Source organism: Humibacter albus DSM 18994 (assembly GCF_000421825.1).
In the GTDB taxonomy this organism is placed as follows: domain Bacteria; phylum Actinomycetota; class Actinomycetes; order Actinomycetales; family Microbacteriaceae; genus Humibacter; species Humibacter albus.
Genome location: NZ_ATXT01000016.1, coordinates 16366 through 34729, shown reverse-complemented (window position 1 = coordinate 34729; position 18364 = coordinate 16366). Strand labels below are relative to the sequence as shown.

The window sequence follows — 18364 nt, the reverse complement described above, 5'->3', positions numbered from 1 at the left end:
ATCGGCGGCGGCTCCTTCGCACCGCCACACCCCCTCCCAACGAAAGGACAAGGATGTCTCCACGCAGCACACGGCGCCGTCTCGGCGTCGCGCTGGTCGCAGTAGCGGCCGCAGCGACGCTCGCGCTCTCCGGATGTTCCTCCAACAGCACATCCACGAGCTCATCCGGCACCACCTCGATCACGATGTTCACGGGACAGGTCGGCAACTTCACGGAGAACTTCAACCCGCTGAACAACACGGGCGCCTATCTACCGCAGACCAATGGCGCCATTTACGAGCCGCTGTTCTACTACAACAAAGCCCGTGCCGGTAAGCCGGTGCCGCTGCTCGGAACGTCGTACAGCTGGAACAGCGACGGCACGCAGCTCACCGTCAAAGTGCGCCAGGGCGTGAAGTGGTCGAACGGCAAGCCCGAGACCGCCGACGATGTCGTCTACTCGCTCAACCTCATCTCGAACAACGCGGCACTGAACACCTCGGGTGTCAAGTGGGTCGCCAAGAAGACCGCTGACGACACCGTCGTCATCACCTTCCCGACCACGTCGTTCACGCTCGAGCCGCAGGTTCTCGGCAACGAGCCGATCGTGCCCGAGAGCATCTGGAAGAAGATCTCGGACCCCACCAAGGTCACCAACACCGAGCCGGTCGGCACCGGCCCGTACATGCTGAAGAGCTTCACTCCGCAGAGCTACGTGCTCGAGAAGAACCCGCACTACTGGGGGACGGGCGCGAGTGCGCCCAAGGTCGACCAGGTGCGCACCATCTCGTTGGCGAACGCGGATGCCGCGACCTCTGCCCTTCAGGCAGGCAAGACCGACTACATGGGCGCCTTCCTGCCCACGCTGAAGAACATCATGGCGAAGAACAAGAACCTCAGCTACTCGAACTCGCCCCAGGCCACGACGGCCCTGTTCACGTGTGAGAACGCAGCCCTCGGCTGCACCGGACCGCAGACGGATGTCGCCGTGCGGCAGGCGATGTACTACGCCATGGATCGCACGCAGCTCGACAAGCAGGCGGCCGCGGGGTTCAGCGCGCCGGCATCCCCGTCGCTCGTGCTCAACACCGTGAACAAGGCCCAGATCACGAGCCCGAAGTACATGGAGGTACCGCAGAAGGCGAACGTCGCGAAGGCGAAGAAGCTGCTCGAGGCCGACGGCTGGAAGCTCGGCTCCAACGGCTATTACGCCAAGGACGGCCAGGAGCTCGACCTGTCGATCAACGTCGTCTCCGGCTGGACCGACTACGACACCATCTGCCAGTTGCTGCAGGGCCAGTTCAAGGCGGCCGGCATCAAGCTCACCGTGAATCAGATGGCGCAGAACGCGTGGACTCAGTCGGAGTCCACCGGCAAGTTCCAGATGTCGATGAACTCGGTCAACATGGGCGTCTCGTCCGACCCGTACTTCCAGTACAACAACTACCTGTCCACGTCGGCGACCGCGCCGGTTGGACAGCCGGCGAAGTCGACGAACACGTCACGGTACTCGAACCCGTCGGTCGACGCGGCGATCAAGAAGCTCGCGACCACCAACGACGACTCGGTGAAGCAGGCGGCGTACAAGACGATCCAGGATCAGATCGTCAAGGACATGCCGTACGTACCCGTCTATGTGAACTCCGCTCTCGCCGAGTACAACAACACGCGCGCCACGGGCTGGCCGACGCAGAGCAACCAGTACGCGTTCCCGCTTCCGTGGGGTGGCAACTGGGGCATGGGCATCGTCCTCAAGACGATCCGCCCGGTGAAGTAGTCCGCACGACGCGATAGTGCCGGAGCCGGGCGGGCGCCCACGAGCATCCGCCCGGCTCCGCCGACACCACGAAAGCAGAGAATGATGCGGTTCTACCTGCAGAAAATCGCGTTCTACGTCGTTGCCCTGTGGGCGGCGGTGACGTTGAACTTCCTCATCCCCCGTCTGATGCCGGGCAACCCGGTCGACATCATGATCTCCAAGATGGCCGCCGCCGGCCAGCCGATCACCGCCGGCACCCGCCACGCCCTCGCGATCGAGCTCGGCGGCTCGAGCGGAAGCATCCTGCAGCAGTACGGCGATTACATCGTCAACCTGCTGCATGGGAACCTTGGAATCTCGCTCACCAATTACCCCGAGCAGGTCACCACCGTGATCGGCCAGGCGCTGCCCTGGACGATCGCGCTCGTCGGACTGGCCACGGTCATCTCGTTCATCCTCGGCATCGGCCTCGGCATGCTCGCCGGTTGGAAGCGCGGCTCGTGGCTCGACAACCTCATTCCCGTGACCACGATGTTCCAGGCCGTGCCGTACTTCTGGCTGGCGTTGATCCTGGTGCTGGTGCTCACCCGCGTGGTGCCGATCTTCCCGTTCGCGGGCGGCTACGACGTGACGTCCACCACCCCCGGCTTCAGTCTGAGCTTCATCGGCAGCGCCATCTACTACGGGTTCCTGCCCGCGCTGACGATCGTCATCTCGTCGATCGGCGGGTGGATGCTCGGCATGCGCAACATGATGGTCTCCACGCTCTCCGAGGATTACATCGTGACGGCGGAGGCGAAGGGTCTCAATCCGCGCCGCGTGCGCATGACCTACGCCGCCCGCAACGCCGTGCTGCCATCACTCTCGGGTTTCGCGATCTCGCTCGGATTCGTGGTGGCCGGCTCCATCGTGACCGAGCAGGTGTTCAGCTATCCGGGTATCGGCCAGCTCCTCTTCACCGCCGTCTCGAACGACGACTACGCGCTCATGCAGGGCGTGTTCCTCGTGATCTCGCTCTCGGTGCTCGCCGCGAACCTCGTGGTCGACGTGCTGTACGGACTCATCGACCCGCGCACCCGCGCGCGGTCCTAGGAAGGGGTGCACACCATGGACACCTCCATCGCCGTCACCAACAAGGCCGGTGACAAGCCGACCCGCGTGCGCCGAGAGAGCAGTCTGAGCCGACTGCTGCCCTCGAGATCGGCGAAGCTCATCGTCGGTCTGATCATCGCCGGCGTCATCATCCTCTGGGGAATCGTCGGTCCTCTGCTCGTCGGCGACCCGCACGCGATCAGCACAGACGCCTTCGCTCCGCCAGGACCCAACCACTGGCTCGGCACGACGCAGACCGGGCAGGATGTCTGGACGCAGGTCGCGTACGGCACCCGCGGCTCGCTGATCATCGGCTTCGTCGTCGGCATTCTCGCCACTGTGCTCTCGGCGTTCTTCGGCGTGCTCGGGGCGTACATCGGAGGCGCCGTCGACGAAGGGTTCGCGCTCTTCACGAACGTCGCACTCGTCATCCCCGGCCTGCCCTTGGTGATCGTCATCGGAAACTACGTACCGCAGAATCAGCGCGGTCTATTCCTGATCGCGGTGGTGCTGGCCATCACCAGCTGGGCCGGGTCCGCGCGAGTGCTTAGATCCGTCACGCTGTCGCTGAGGAACCGGGACTACGTGTCCGCATCCCGTGTCTCGGGAGAGAAGACCTGGCGCGTTCTCGTCGTCGAGATCCTGCCCAACCTCATCCCCGTCATGGCGTCGCAATTCGTGTTCGCGATCATCTTCGCGATCCTCGGTGAAGCGGGGCTCTCGTTCCTGGGCCTGGGCGCGAGCAACACCTTCACGCTCGGAACGATCCTCTTTCAGGCGTACAACGACCTCGCGCTGACCCAGGGCGCATGGTGGTGGTTCGTTCCGCCGGGCCTCGTGATCGCGCTCTTCGGCTGCGCGCTGTCGCTGATCAACTTCTCGATCGACGAGATCATCAACCCGAAGCTGCGCAACCAGACCCGCGCCGCCCGCAAGGCGTGGGGGCTGACCGCGGAGCAGATCAAGCGTCTCGAGAAGGAGGACGTCAAGTGAGCGAGACCACGAGCATCCGGCCGCCGCGAAACGTGGCGGACCCCGTTCTCACGATCGAGGACTTCAGCGTCGACTACCTCGGCACCCACACGACGCACGCGGTGAAGAACGTGTCGCTCACGCTCGGCCGTGGCGAGGTGCTCGGCCTGGCGGGGGAGTCGGGCTGCGGCAAGTCGACACTGGCGTACGGCGTGACGCGGCTGCTGAAACCGCCCGCCCTGGTCACTTCCGGATCGGCCACGTTCCACTCGCGCGAGGGATACTCGGTCGATCTCGCCACGCTGCAGGGTCCCGATCTGCGGGCGTTCCGCTGGGACAAGATCTCGATGGTGTTCCAGGGGGCGATGAACTCGCTCAACCCGGTGATCAGCGTTCAGGACCAGCTGACCGACATCTTCACCGCACACCGGCCCGAGATGAAGAAGGCCGAACGCGTGCACGCCGCGGGCGACCTGCTCGAACGGGTGGGCGTCGATCGCAACCGGCTGCGCTCCTACCCGCACGAGCTGTCGGGCGGCATGCGCCAGCGTGTGATGATCGCGATGGCGATGGCTCTCGACCCCCAGGTGATGATCATGGACGAGCCGACCACCGCACTCGACGTGGTGGTGCAGCGCGAGATCCTCGACGAGATCACCCGCCTGCGATCCGAACTCGGATTCGCGGTCATCTTCATCACGCACGACCTGCCCCTGCTGCTCGAGATCAGCGACCGCATCGCCGTGATGCGTGCGGGGGAGATCGTGGAGCTCGGCGGCGCGTACGACCTCTACACGAACCCCGAGCATCCGTACACGAAGCGGCTGCTGGCATCCTTCCCCAGCCTCACCGGCGAACGCGGCGACTTCATCCGTACGGGCGTGCGCGACGACCGGCTCGAGGTCGATCCTGGCGATCTGACGGATGCCCCGAGCATCCACTCGCAGACCGCCGAAGGACTGCAAGAAGAGCTCGAGTTCGACGCCCCGGGCACCGGTGTGCCGGAGACGGATTCCGCGGCCGCCGACGAGAGCGAAGGAGCCGGCGCATGACCACCCTCGAATTCCGCAACGTCGTCAAGCGCTACAAGGTGCGTGGCGCGGGCAGGTCGAATGAGCTGCTTGCCGTCAACGACGTGAGTTTCACGCTCGAATCCGGCAAGACGATCGCGCTCGTCGGGCAATCCGGAAGCGGCAAGTCCACGATCGCGAAGCTGCTGCTACAGCTCGAGCGGCCCAGCAGCGGGCAGATCCTGCTCGACGGCCGGCCGATCCGGCACCGCGGCAAGGGTCTTCGCGACTATCGGCACCAGGTGCAGATGGTGTTCCAGGACCCGTTCGCGTCACTGAACCCGTATCACACCATCGCCCATCACCTGGCCAGACCACTGCGGCTGCACGGGCGGGCGCGAACGCGCGACCAGCTCGAAGCGGGCGTCGCGCGGCTGCTGGAACGCGTTCGACTGACGCCGACGGGGGAGTATGCGAACAAGCATCCGCACGAGCTCTCCGGAGGTCAGCGTCAGCGCGTCGCGATCGCCCGGGCCCTTGCCCCGGAGCCCACGATGCTGATCGCCGACGAGCCGGTTTCGATGCTCGACGTGTCGATCAGGCTCGGCGTGCTCAACCTGCTGGCCGGCCTGCAGCGCGAAGAGAACCTGGGTGTGCTCTACATCACGCACGATCTCGCGACAGCCCGCCACTTCTCGGACGAGATCCTCGTGATGTACAAGGGGCAGATCGTGGAGCGCGGACCGGCGGACGACGTCATCCTCCACCCGCAGCACGAGTATACGAAGCTCCTCGCAGCGGCCGCACCGAACCCGGAGCTCCGGCTCCAACAGCTCGCGGGAGCCTGACCGGCGGCACGAGCTGTCCGGCCCGCACGGGCCGAACGAACTCGGGCACGGCCCGCCCACCGATGCCGGGCGGGTCGCGTCCGAGCCCTGCCTCGGCAGGAATCACGCACGAGTAAGAAAGAAGACCATGTCCTTCGTCCCCCGAACGTTCACCCCGATCCACGACGGCTGGAGTCTGACCGCGGTTCAGGGCCCGACGCCCGCCGCCGACCTCACCGACGTGCCCGCCGTCGTTCCCGGCTGCGTGCACACCGACCTGCTGCGCGCGGGACTCATCGCCGATCCCTTCGACGGCGACAACGAGGCGGCCCAGCAGTGGATCGGCGACACAGTCTGGCGCTACAGCACCACGTTCGACTGGTCGGATGACGGCAGCGAGCGTCACGACCTGGTCGCGTTCGGACTCGACACCGTCGCCACGATCGAGCTGAACGGTGTGCGGGTCGGCGAGACCGAGAACCAGCACCGCTCGTACCGGTTCGACGTGCGCCCACTGCTGAAGCACGGAGTGAACGAACTGGTGATCACGTTCGCGGCCCCGGTCGTCGAGGCCGAGCGTCGTGACGCCGAGTACGGCGTGTGGCCGCACGTGAATCACCACCCGTTCAACCAGCTGCGCAAATCGGCGTCGAACTTCGGCTGGGACTGGGGCATCGACGTCGCGACGAGTGGCATCTGGCAGCCGATCGGCATCGACTCGTGGTCGCATGCCCGCATCGCCTCGGTGCGTCCGCTCGTTTCCGTCGACGGCAGCGACGGTGTCGCGACCGTGCACGTGGACGTGGAGCGCGCGAGCGTGGATGCCTCGGCTCCTGTCGCCCTCGACGTGCGCGTCGGCGAGGTGCGCGCGCGGGTGAGCGTGCCGGAGGACGAGGCGCAGGCATCCGTCGACCTGCGGGTCCCGGACGTTCAGCGGTGGTGGCCGATCGGTCACGGTGAACAGCCGCTCTACGACGTGAGCGTTTCTGTCGAGGGCACGCGCGCGCAGTGGAACGGACGGATCGGATTCCGCACCGTCGAGGTCGACACGAGCGCCGATGCCGAAGGCAACCGGTTCGTCGTGCGCGTCAACGGCGAGGACGTGCTGATCCGCGGCGTCAACTGGATTCCCGATCACGCGTTCCTGACCGAGATGACGCGCGACCGCTACGCCCGGCGTCTGACGGATGCCATCGAGGCGAACGTGAACCTGTTGCGGGTGTGGGGCGGGGGCATCTACGAGTCGGACGACTTCTACGAGCTGGCCGATGAAGCGGGGTTGCTGGTGTGGCAGGACTTTCTGTTCGCCTGCGCCGCGTATTCCGAAGAGCCGTGGCTGGCCGACGAGGTGGAAGCGGAGGCACGCGAGCAGATCACGCGGCTCGCCTCGCATCCCTCGCTCATCATCTGGAACGGCAACAACGAGAACGTCTGGGGTTACGTCGAGTGGGGCTGGCGCGAGGCTCTGGGCGACCGCGCCTGGGGCAACGGCTATTACCGCGAACTCTTCCCGCGGCTGCTCGCGGAGCTCGATGCGACCCGGCCGTATTCGCCGGCCAGCCCGTTCTCGTTCGTCGACTACGCGCATCCGAACGACGAGCGCAACGGCACCATGCACATCTGGGACGTCTGGAACCAGCGCGACTACAGCGCTTATCGCGAGCACCGGCCGCGGTTCCTGAGCGAGTTCGGGTTCCAGGGACCGCCGGCATGGTCGACCCTGACGCGCGTCGTGCACGATGCACCGCTGGAGCCGTACGGGCACGAGATGCTCGTGCACCAGAAGGCGGAGTTCGGCAACCTCAAGCTCGAGCGCGGAATGGCGGAGCATCTGCCGCAGCCGCGTACCGTCGAGGACTGGCACTGGGCTGCACAGCTCAACCAGGCGCAGGCCATCAGGTTCGGCGTCGAGCACTTCCGCTCGCTCACCCCGCACAACACCGGAACCATCCTCTGGCAGCTCAACGATGACTGGCCAGTCGTGTCGTGGGCGGCGGTCGACTTCGACGAGCATCGCAAACCGCTGTGGTACGCGATGCGCGACGCCTACGCTCCTCGTCTCGCGACCATCCAGCCGCGTACGGTCGACCCGCGTGACGCCGACCCGACCGCGCTCGGAGAACCGGAGGAATACCTCGCGCTCATCCTGGTCAACGACACGGTGGATGCCGTCTCCACCACCGCACGCTTCGTTCGTCTCGCGTTCGACGGTACGGTGCTGGCGGAAGAGTCCATCGACGCGAGCGTCGGCGGCCGTTCCACGGAGACGTTCCCGGTGCCGGCATCCGTTGCCGACTTCGGCGACCCCTCTTCCGAAGTCGTCGTCGCCACCGTTGACGGGTTCGGCCGAGCCCTCTGGAATGACGCCGAGGTCGCCGGCCAGCGACTGGACCCCGCCGCGGCCGACGTGGAGGCTGCGCTCACCGAGCGTGGCTACCGGGTCACAGTCTCGGCGCGCTCCTACCTGCGCGACGTGTTCCTCGCGGTCGACCGCGTGGATGCCCGTGCCACCGTCGACAATGGACTCGTCACCCTCCTGCCCGGCGAGTCGGTCACTTTCCGCGTCTCTTCCGACGCCGAAGTGGACCCCGCCGTGTTCACGGACGCGCTCGTGCTGCGCTCGGCCAACGATCTCGTGGCGCGGAAGGGCTAGCAGTGTCGTCCATACTTGAGCCATGAGGGGGCAACAGCCGGGTTCCGCGGCGATCGGAATGGCGTTCCTCCGCTCGGCTGCGGGCGTTGATCCGTTCTACAGCGAGGTCATCGCCGGCATGGAGGACGTGCTGCACCGGCGCGGGATGCGGGTGCTCATGCAGACCGTGCCAACGCTCGACGACGAACTCGTGGTCTATCGGCGCTGGTCGGAGAACGCGACGGTGGCCGGCGTGGTCGTGAGCGATCTGACTGTCGGGGACCCGCGAGGTGCGCTGCTGGCGCACCTCGGCATTCCGCACGTGACGCTCGGCGAGCCCGAAGACGCGGCGGGCGGCGCAGTCGTGCGCGTCGACAACTACACCACCTCGGTGCGAGCGGTGGAGGAGCTCGTGCGGCTCGGGCACCGCTCGCTCGGGCGCGTGTCCGGACCGCTGCAGCTCACGCACACGCAGGCGCGTGCGGCGGCATTCGAGGATGCCATTGCCTCCCTCGGCGGCACTCTTATCACCGCCGTCGGCGACTACTCGGCGACGAGCGGCGCCGCGGCGATCACCGAGCTGCTCGAGTCGCCTCAGCCGCCGACGGCCGTCGTCTTCGACAACGACGTGATGGCGGTGGCGGGCCTCGCCACCGCGCAGGAGCGGGGGTTGAGCGTGCCCGACGACCTGTCGATCGTGGCCTGGGACGATTCCACGCTGTGCCGGCTCGCGACTCCGCCGCTGTCGGTGATGAGTCACGACGTGCGCCAGCTCGGGCTGCTTGCAGCACACGCGCTGCTCGCCATCGTCGACGGCGGCGAGGCGCAGGATGTCACGGCCCCGCTCTCGACGTTCGTCGCCCGCGGATCCACCGCCGCGCCACGCCCCGCGCCGCCGCTCGGCTCCGACAGGGAGCCGCGCGCGACTCCCAGCGCTCCCGCGTATCCTTGAGGCATCATGAACGGCGTGTTGTCTGGAGTCATCTGGGCACTGGCGCCGACCGTTCTGGTCGGGCTGGTGTTCTGGGTCGTGATGCGTGCGGTCGTGCACGCCGACCGCAGTGAGCGCAGAGCGTACGCCAAGATCGAGGCACAGGAGCGCGCTCGCCGGGGTCTCGCCGGCAAGAACTGACCAAGCACTCCTCGCCGGCTGACGCGACGATCGCGTCGCTGAGGCGCCGGTATGGCCGAGCCGTGCCGTTTCACCCTTGTCGGTAGCGTCATCCCGCCGTGGTCGGTGCTAGCGTCAGCGGCAACCCCGCCGCGGGGAGACGTGAGCGACGTCACGTGACGGTGTGACAGGCATCCGAAATCGGCGGGGTCCTGCATGGGAAGCCTCGAGGGGGCCGGATGGACAGAGGCACTCTGACCTGGATCATCATCGTGGTCGCGCTCATCGTCGACTTCGGGCTGCGCATCGTCGCCATCATCGTCATCCCCCGCAACCGCCGGCCCACGTCGGCGACCGCCTGGCTGCTCTCGATCTACTTCATCCCCTACCTCGGCTGGCTCTTCTTCCTTCTCATCGGCAGCTACAAACTGCCGAAGCAGCGTCGCATCCGACAGCAGCGCATCAACGACTTCATCCTGGAATCCACCGACGGCATCGAACGGGTGCGCCGCGACAATCCGTGGCCGCCGTGGCTCCAGCAGGTCGTGCGGCTCAATCGCAGCCTCGGCGCGATGCCGCTGGTGGGCGGCAACACGTCGACGCTGATCGGCGATTATCAGGCGTCACTGGATGCCATGACCGACGCCGTCAACGCCGCCTCGCGTTACGTGCACGTGGAGTTCTACATCCTCACCTGCGACCAGACGACGGCGCCGTTCTTCGACGCGTTGGAGGCTGCGATCGGCCGCGGCGTGACCGTGCGCGTCATGCTCGACCACATCGCGTCGCTGCGCACGAGGGACTACAAGCACACCATCGCACGGCTGACCGACATGGGCGCGCAGTGGCAGCTGATGCTCCCCGTGCAGCCGTTCAAGGGCAAGTACCAGCGGCCTGATCTGCGCAACCACCGCAAGCTGCTCGTGGCCGACGGGCACGTCGGATTCATGGGGTCGCAGAACATGATCGACCGCACCTACAACAAGCGATCGAACATCAAGCGCGGCCTCCAGTGGAAGGAGCTCGTGACCCGGCTCGAGGGCCCGATCGTCGCGGGGCTCGACGCCATATTCATCACGGACTGGTACTCGGAGACCGGGGAGCTGCTGGCACGTGAGCGCGACGCGATGGAGGCCGTGGCGCCCCCCGAGGCGGTGGACGAGATCGACTGCCAGCTCGTGCCGAGCGGTCCCGGCTTCGCGGGCGAGAACAACCTGAAGCTGTTCCTCGCGCTCCTCTACTACGCGACCGATCAGATCATCATCACCTCGCCCTATTTCGTGCCCGATGAGGCGATGCTCACCGCACTGACGACGGCGGTGCAACGAGGCATCCGGGTCGAGCTGTTCGTCTCCCAGATCGGAGACCAGGCCCTCGTCTACCACGCGCAGCGTTCGTACTACGAGCAGCTGCTGCGCGCCGGCGTGACGATTTGGATGTACAAGGCCCCCTACATCCTTCACGCCAAGCACTTCACCATCGACGACGAGGTCGCGGTGATCGGGTCGAGCAACATGGATATGCGTTCGTTCATGCTGAATGCCGAGATCTCGCTCATGGTGCGCGGCAGGTCGTTCGTCACCGAACTGCGCAAGGTCGAACAGGGCTATCGCGAGGCGAGCAAGCGCCTCACGCTCGACGAATGGATGAAGCAGCCACTGCGATCCACCGTGCTCGACAACCTCGCCCGTCTGACATCCGCCCTCCAGTGAGGGCTGCGCGCGCGATCGACCCGGCGTCCACAGGCATGGCCCGTTGGCCGGCCTGTGGATAGCGTCGACCGCCGTGTCTGCTTTCGATACGCTGGCCGCTACACGTCAGGAGGCCTAGACCGATGAGCCAGTACGACCCACAGCAGCCGATGCCTCAGCAGCCGATCGCTCAACCAGCGCCGGGTGCCCCGGGCGCGATGGGCGCTCCCCTCTCGAACGAGCCCTCGCCGAGGCGGGCGAGCGTTCTTGGGCCGTGGGGTGCCCGCATCGTGCTCATCGTTGTCGCCGCCTGTGCTCTCGTGTCCGTCGTCTTCATTCTGTTCGGGTCCGGCGGCGACACGATCAGCCGCGTCGTCACGACGGACTTCGCCCTCATCGTGTTCGCCCTGCTGGTCTGGCTCGACACGGTGGTCGGCTCCTACCGCCCCGAGTGGTTCGAGTTCACGTCTCTGGCGGTGGATGCCTACCTGCTGCTGCTCTGGATCCTGATCGTCTGGACCTTCGATGAGAGCGCACCCGCTGCGCTCGCGCTGGGTATCTGGGGCGGGCTCCTCTGCCTGATCTTCGTGCGCGGCATGCTCGCGCTGACCGACCTCGTGCGCTATCTCTATTCGCTGTGGACGTCCACGGTGACCCGCGCTCTGGCCTATGTCTCCGGATGCTCGCTCGGCGTGCTCGCCGTCATGGTCACCATCCCGACGCCCACCCCGTTCAACGACCTCTGGGACGTCGACTACTACGGCCGGATCGTGGCCGCGATCGCGGTGATCGGCGGCGTTGCGCTCGTCCTCATTCCGCTCTGGGGCCTGCTCAGCAATCGCGCGCACGGCGGACCGCGCCGTCCCGTCGCCTACGGCGTGCCGGCCGCGTACCCGGGCGCCGGTGAATATGCCGGCTATTCCGCCCTGGGGCAGCCCACGACCCCCGGGTACCCGCCGGCGTCAGGCCATGCCGCGGCGCCCGTCCGCGCCGGGGCGCCCGCTCCCGCACCAGGCCAGCCGGGCGCGCAGCAGTTCCCGCCGCAGCCCGCCTCGCCGGGCGTTATCGCGCCGAGCCCCTCGGCACCGACGGCGACGCCGCAGGGAGCGCATCCGCCGCTCGCCTGGCCACGCCTGAGCAACGGAACGCCGGTGCCCGCCGGCCCGACGGGCGCGCCGGACTTCGCGGCGGTCCCCGGCGCATCGCTCGCCTGGCCGACCTTCCTCGACGGCACGCCGGTGCCGGCGCGCGCCGACGGAACGCCCTTGTACCGGTGAGCGACTCGGGCCGGACCGCGGCCGTCTCGGTCGGCGCCTGACGAGGACCGTCGCCGACACAGGAGTGCTGAGGTAGGCAGCGCGGCGGGAATTCCGCCGCCAAGCCCTCCGACCGGCGCTTCGGCAGTGCCCGAACGCCCTCAGCTGTGTCCCCCATCCGCGCGTCACCAGAGATCGTGGCGCGCGAACTGGGGGTTCGCCGTGCATCTTCGCTTCGATAGTTTTAGGCGCGCTGAGTCCCGCCTGCAGCAGTGGAGGCAGCTCCACAGCAGCAGGGAGGCGAACAGTGTCGGCACGCGACTCGACCGGGCGTCAGACGCCGCAGGGTCGTCGCGCCTCCCGAGCGCTGGGTGCTCTGCGCATCCTCGTCGCCTCGGTGGTCGCGGTCACCGCCGCCGCGCTCACGACGTACGCGGCCGCACCCGCTTCAGCCGCGGCATCCTGTGGCGCGACGGTGAACGCTGCCGCGCCGGAGTCTCGGCAGATCAATCTGGTCATCGACGACTCGGGCTCCATGTTCAACGACGGCACTCAGCCGCTCGACCGTTGGTCGCAGGCGAAGTACTCGCTCGAGGTGTTCGCCGCCATGCTCGAGCACGACGATTCGTTGAACGTCTATCGGATGAGCGACTTCGGCTCGAACCCGAACGCCGGCCCTCAGCTCCGCATGAGCGGCGCCGACCCGATGAGCACCCGCGTCGCGAAGGTTCACGCGATGCAGATGGTGGGCGGAGGAACGCCGTACGCTCCCGTTCAACGGGCGTATGCCGACCTGGCCTCGAGCAAGGCGTCCGCCAAGTGGCTGGTCGTTCTCACCGACGGCAAGTTCGATGATCGGACCACGGCCGACGTTCAGTCCGACCTGTCGGGGTTCGCGGCATCCGGCGTCTCGGTCGCCTTCCTCGCCATCGGCTCCGACGCGGCCACGATCGCCAACGATCCGGCGCACCACATCTACTTCGCGCACGCGACATCATCCAGCGACCTGCTCGGCTTGATGACCAACTTCTCCAACCTGATCTTCGAACGCAGTCTCCTCCAGCAGTCGTCGCCGGGCCACATCTCCGCCGACGTGCCGCTCGACCAGGCACTCGTGTTCGCGCAAGGGCCGAACGTCTCCATCGGATCCGCGACGACCGGCAGCAAGAAGACGTCGCCCGTCTCGTCAGTCGGCGTGGCCTGGGCGAACAACCAGCAGGCGCAAGACGGGGGAGTGCTCGTCGACGCGGTGCCCAACAAGGGCCTGCAGGGCACGATCGCGACCTTCACCGATATTCCGCAGGGAGACACGGTCTTCAACGTCAAGGCGCAGACGATCAACATCTTCTACAAGCCGCACGTGAAGTTCGGCATCGAGCTCGACAAGGGCGGAAAAGCAGTGGATGCCGACAAGATCGTCGGCGGAAAGTACACGCTGCGCTACGGCTTCGTGAACAACAAGTGCAAGTTCATTCACTCCAGCCTGCTCGGGAACGTCGACTACAGCGCGCGCATCACGAACAACGGAAAGGTCGTCGCCACGAAGTTCACATCGGGCGACGAGATCACCCTCGCGCGCGGGGATCTCGTGATCGAGGCCGGGGCCCAGTTCCTCGGTGACGAGTCGTCGAAGGCCACCATCCAGCTCAAAGTTCTCGAACCGGCCAGGCCCAGCGGCTTCACCGTGCACAATACGACGTTCGAGGTGAGCAAGCTCGCGCGGTACCACGCTCCGGGACACGCGATCGAGCTCGACTACGCGGTGAAAAACGGTTCCTCCTACACGCCTTTCACCAAGAGCGAGTGGGCGACCATCAAGCCGTCGTCATTCCGCGTCGGTACCACTTCGAACCTGCACTTCGACGTCTCTCTCGGCGAGAAGATCGGCCAGGTCTACCTCGTGCCGCGAGCGCCAGGCGGCGACGCGTACGCGGCCGACACCGGCCGCATCCCGCTCACCATCCACGCCTCGCACGTCTACGACGAGCAGCTCAACCAGGCGACCATGAAGATGAGCACCACCATCACGGATGACATTCCGTGGTACCAGCGGTTGGCGCACTGGTTCGGCCAGGACGGCTGGAAGTGGCTCCTCCTGTTGGTGGTGCTGATCATCCTCGCGGGATATGTGTTCAAGAGGCGGTTCTCGAAGCGGGTCAAGAAGCGCCCGAGCGTCGTCGGAACACCGAACCGAGTCGGAGTGCGAAGCGAGGAAGCCACCGGCCGGTTCGTGGTCGCGACGGGTCGCAAGCTGCTGCCGTTCGTTTCCGACGTCGCCACCCTGCGCTACGTGCCTCCCGGCGTGATCGGGTTCACCTCGATGCGCCTGAAGGCCGGCCCGCACCACACGATGCGGCTGGAGAACTGGCGAGCGATCGCCCAGCGCAAGAACGTCGCCATCAACGGGACCGACCTCGATGCCGACACCACCAAAGCCCCGCCGCTCAGTCCATCGAGCACGATCACGGCCAGTACGTCGCAGATGACGTACGAGATGACGCCGAACGCATAAGAACACCCGTCGCGCGACACGTGCCGTGCGGTGAACGAGAGGAAGACTGCAATGCCCATCGCACCCACGCTCATCTTGGGCCTCGGCGGCACCGGCTCGAAGATCGTCGAGAAAGTCGCCGAGAAGGTCAAGGAATCCGAGAGCAGCCAATCGGAGCGCATCGCATTCGTGGCATTCGACACCGACATCAACGACCTCGGCCGCATTCGGCAGCGAAGCCCCGAGATCTACACGGTGCAGACATCCACTCGAAACACCGTGGGCGAGTATCTCAACATCAACACGAACGCACGGGACAAGTGGTTTCCCGTCAACGAGATGCTCAACCGCAAGACGCTGACGGAGGGTGCCGCGCAGGTCAGAGCCATCTCCCGCCTCGCGTTCGACACCACCCTCAAGGGCGGTCATCTGGATGCTCTGCATCGGGCGATCGAGGCGCTGTTCCGGATCGACAAGGATCAGGAGGAGCAGTCCCTGCGGGTGATCATCACCTCATCGCTGGCGGGAGGAACCGGCTCGGGTCTCATCCTCTCCGTCGCGATGTATCTCGGGCAGTACCTGCGCAGCAAGTACCCGAAGGCGAAGGCGATCACACGGGGCTTCTTCGTGCAGCCGGATGTCTTCTACTCGGTCATCAAGGCGCCGGAGGAGCAGCAGAACCTCCAGGTGAACGCCTACGCGGCCGTGCGCGAGCTGGACGCCTTCCTCATGAAGGGCGACAACACCCTGCCCCCGCAGTATCGGGACCTGAGCTTCGAGTTCCCGCGCGTCGGCTCCGACGGGGTGGAGGCGATCGATGTCATGCCCTACGACTTCTGCTTCCTGTTCGACGCCAACAACTCGTCTGGAGGCAGCCTGGATGCCTTCACCACCTATCTCGATCACGCCGCGACGTGCATCTACACGCAGTCGATCGGACCGATGTCGAAGAAGTCGAACTCGCGGGAGGACAACGTTCTGCGCGAGGTCATCAAGAACGACGGCCGCAACAGATATGCCGGCGCCGGCGCATCCCGTCTCGTGTACCCCTGGACGCACGTTCGAGATGTCGTCGCCTACCAGTGGGCGAGCCTCGCGCTCTCCACGCAGTGGCTTCAGTTCGACGATCAGTTCCTCGATCGGCAGGAAGGACTCATGAAGCAGCGGGAACGCGGCTTCGCGGCGCGGGATCTCGACCGTGCCACCGAGTTCGTCGCGGCCGTCGACTCGGCGGCGACGAACAAGGAGCCATTCGCGAGAGCGATCCAGGCGCAGTGCCTCGCGTACGACGAGGATGGCATCTCGGTCGTGGGGAACAGGTGGGACGAATACCTGACGGCCCTGCGCGACCATGTCATGCGCAGCGTCAGCGTCTCCAGCGACGAGGTGTACAAGCGGAATGTGAGCGCGGCGATCGTCGCGCTGGCCGACTCGGCCGACGCCGAGACATACCTCGCCACCTACTACGACATGAAGAAGTACCACGATCTCGCGGAACGGCACACGGAGGAGACCGCGGGCATCCTCGGGTACTCGATCTTCCAGGCGGACGCCGGCGATCCGACGAAAGAGAAGCACGAGCACCAGCTCGAGACGTACCTGCGCGACAAGATCTCCGGCTCGTTCGTGCACCCGGTCTCGGCGCGGTACTTCCTCTATCGCACACTGCAGTCGCTCAAGGACGAGAAGCAACGCGTTCAGGTCGAACTCGATCGCACGCTCAAGTTCTTCAGCGATTTCGAACGGTCCGCCTTCGACAACCCCGAGACGGAAGACATCGAATCGGCCGAACAGTTCGTGACGCGCAAGAAGAGCCTCATGGAGACGCTGCGCGGCAAGCCGGGAGCCCAGCTCCAGGAGATGCAGGAGAAGTTCCAGAACTACGTCAAGCGGGTCGACCAGCTGAGCAAGCAGAGCGTGTACGTGAAGGTTCTCGAAGAGGGAATCGACTACGTCACGGGCATGGCTGCCTCGTTCGAGACCTTCTTCACGACCCTGCGCGACAACCTCAAGAAGCTTCGCACGACCATCGATGCGGCTCGCACCAAGTACGACGATCTGACCGGTACGACGACGCGCTACGTGCTGGCGTCATCCGAGAGTCTCGACAGTCTGTACCGGAGCATGCCGTACACGGGCGGGGTCGTGAGCATCGACTCGGAGCTGTCGGAATCCATCTATAAGAAGGTCCGCGACTATTCCATGCTCACCGACGAGAAGGACTCGAACTACTTCCAAGACCTGTACTCGAACACGATCATCGCCTACTTCGCGACGCAGGTGATGAACAGCTACAGCTCGCAGATCAAGATCGACGTCATCGAGGCGCTGGAGAAGGAGTACCGCACCAGGGAGAAGAACTTCGAAGAGGCCAACGTGGTGCACTACGTGACCGGCGAGATCGACAAGGCGAAGCGGCTCGCGGCGCCGTTCCTAGAGCAGCCGATCGGCGAGGAACGGCATCCGATCCAGGCCTGCGCATACAACCCGACGCTCGAAGGGGACTCGGATCCCAAGCGCAAGGGCCTCATCGCCGAACATCTCGGCAACTACGGCGGCGAGCAGGACGACGAGATCAGCCCGCAGGAGATCCTCTTCTACAGCGCGATCTACGGTATCCGGGCCCGCGACCTGTCGAAGTACTCGCCGGAGCGCCACCACGCGACCGAGAAGCGGCCCGCAGGCCAGTACTTCTCGGCGTACTACGAGCTCGTGTCGAACATCAAGCCGTCGGTCGCCGAGACGAAGGTCATCACCCCGCACATCGATCGCCGCTGGCACTGGATCTCGCAGCTCCCCGACCTCGACGAAGGAAATCAGGGCCGGCAGCTCGAAGGCATCCACAGTGCGCTTCTGCTGGGGCTCGCCTACAAGAAGATCATCTGGACCCCGGTGCACGGCGACGATCGCGTGTACAGGTACAAGCCGACGGGCCAACTGGAACAGGACTTCATCGTCTCCAACGGCACGCCCTGCGACCACTTCTACGAGGTGATCGACGCTCTGACGGTGAACCCGGTGGCGGTGCGCGAGATCACGGATGCCGTGCAGTCGGCCATCGAGCGATGGGAAGCGGACACGCCCAGCATCGCGTTCGAGAAGACGCAGCTGGCGCAGGTTCTCCTGCGAGGTCTGCCGCTTCCGGAGCTCGCCTCGATGATCCCCGAATTCGATGGCCGCGTGATGACCGTCTTCGACGTGGCCGCCTTCTTCGGCGTCTCGGTGCCCAAAGACCTTTACCGCGACGAGGAAGTGCGCACGCTCGTGACCAATCTCGTCTCGCTCGTGCGGCGCGAAGTCGAACGTGCCGAGTTCGAGGGCGACGCCGTGCCTGTTCTCGAGAAGGTTCTGCGCCAGCAGTTCGCGGAGTTCCAGAAGAACGCGGCGATCTACCTGGAGCACGAGGGCGCTTCGTTCGCGCGCAAGCTGCGCACGGTCATCGCGCCGCTGGAAGAGCTGCTCGACGAACTCCACCTGCGCGAGTTCGCGAGCGAGGTGAACTCCTTCGACGACGTCCTACTCGCCGCACGCTGAAGCGAGCTC

12 protein-coding genes are annotated in these 18364 nt (G+C 65.8%); all 12 read left to right on the top strand.

Annotated features, from left to right (window positions below):
* Window positions 1–53 precede the first annotated feature (53 nt).
* Window positions 54–1757, top strand: coding sequence for an ABC transporter substrate-binding protein (locus H623_RS19480; RefSeq protein WP_022901100.1), 1704 nt, complete (start codon window positions 54–56; stop codon window positions 1755–1757).
* Between the two features lie 84 nt (window positions 1758–1841).
* A complete protein-coding gene (locus H623_RS0111580; protein ID WP_026940253.1) occupies window positions 1842–2831 on the top strand; it encodes an ABC transporter permease in 990 nt (329 codons plus the stop codon).
* Between the two features lie 15 nt (window positions 2832–2846).
* A complete protein-coding gene (locus H623_RS21780; RefSeq protein WP_051143215.1) occupies window positions 2847–3824 on the top strand; it encodes an ABC transporter permease in 978 nt (325 codons plus the stop codon).
* Window positions 3821–4855, top strand: a complete 1035-nt coding sequence (locus H623_RS21775) for an ABC transporter ATP-binding protein (RefSeq protein WP_245558985.1) — start codon at window positions 3821–3823, stop codon at window positions 4853–4855. Before H623_RS21780 ends, H623_RS21775 begins: the two co-directional genes overlap by 4 nt.
* Entirely contained in the window at window positions 4852–5661 is an 810-nt protein-coding gene (locus H623_RS0111565; RefSeq protein WP_022901098.1) for an ABC transporter ATP-binding protein, read from the top strand. Before H623_RS21775 ends, H623_RS0111565 begins: the two co-directional genes overlap by 4 nt.
* 127 nt (window positions 5662–5788) lie before the next feature.
* Window positions 5789–8293 (top strand): glycoside hydrolase family 2 protein, encoded by a 2505-nt coding sequence (locus tag H623_RS0111560; protein WP_022901097.1) that lies wholly within the window; start codon window positions 5789–5791, stop codon window positions 8291–8293.
* Between the two features lie 22 nt (window positions 8294–8315).
* The gene (locus H623_RS19465; protein ID WP_022901096.1) at window positions 8316–9224 is read left to right on the top strand and encodes a LacI family DNA-binding transcriptional regulator; all 909 of its coding nucleotides are present in this window, start codon (window positions 8316–8318) and stop codon (window positions 9222–9224) included.
* A gap of 6 nt (window positions 9225–9230) precedes the next feature.
* Window positions 9231–9404 (top strand): hypothetical protein, encoded by a 174-nt coding sequence (locus tag H623_RS21945; RefSeq protein ID WP_022901095.1) that lies wholly within the window; start codon window positions 9231–9233, stop codon window positions 9402–9404.
* Window positions 9405–9622: 218 nt separating this feature from the next.
* The gene (gene cls / locus H623_RS0111545) at window positions 9623–11095 is read left to right on the top strand and encodes a cardiolipin synthase (RefSeq protein WP_022901094.1); all 1473 of its coding nucleotides are present in this window, start codon (window positions 9623–9625) and stop codon (window positions 11093–11095) included.
* Between the two features lie 122 nt (window positions 11096–11217).
* Window positions 11218–12351 carry a hypothetical protein gene (locus H623_RS0111540; RefSeq protein ID WP_157560967.1) on the top strand — a complete coding sequence of 378 codons (1134 nt, stop codon included), beginning with the start codon at window positions 11218–11220 and terminating at the stop codon, window positions 12349–12351.
* A gap of 286 nt (window positions 12352–12637) precedes the next feature.
* On the top strand, window positions 12638–14842 hold the full coding sequence (locus tag H623_RS0111535) for a vWA domain-containing protein (protein ID WP_022901092.1): 2205 nt from the start codon (window positions 12638–12640) through the stop codon (window positions 14840–14842).
* A 51-nt stretch (window positions 14843–14893) separates the two neighbouring features.
* Window positions 14894–18355 carry a tubulin-like doman-containing protein gene (locus H623_RS0111530; RefSeq protein WP_022901091.1) on the top strand — a complete coding sequence of 1154 codons (3462 nt, stop codon included), beginning with the start codon at window positions 14894–14896 and terminating at the stop codon, window positions 18353–18355.
* Window positions 18356–18364: the final 9 nt, after the last annotated feature.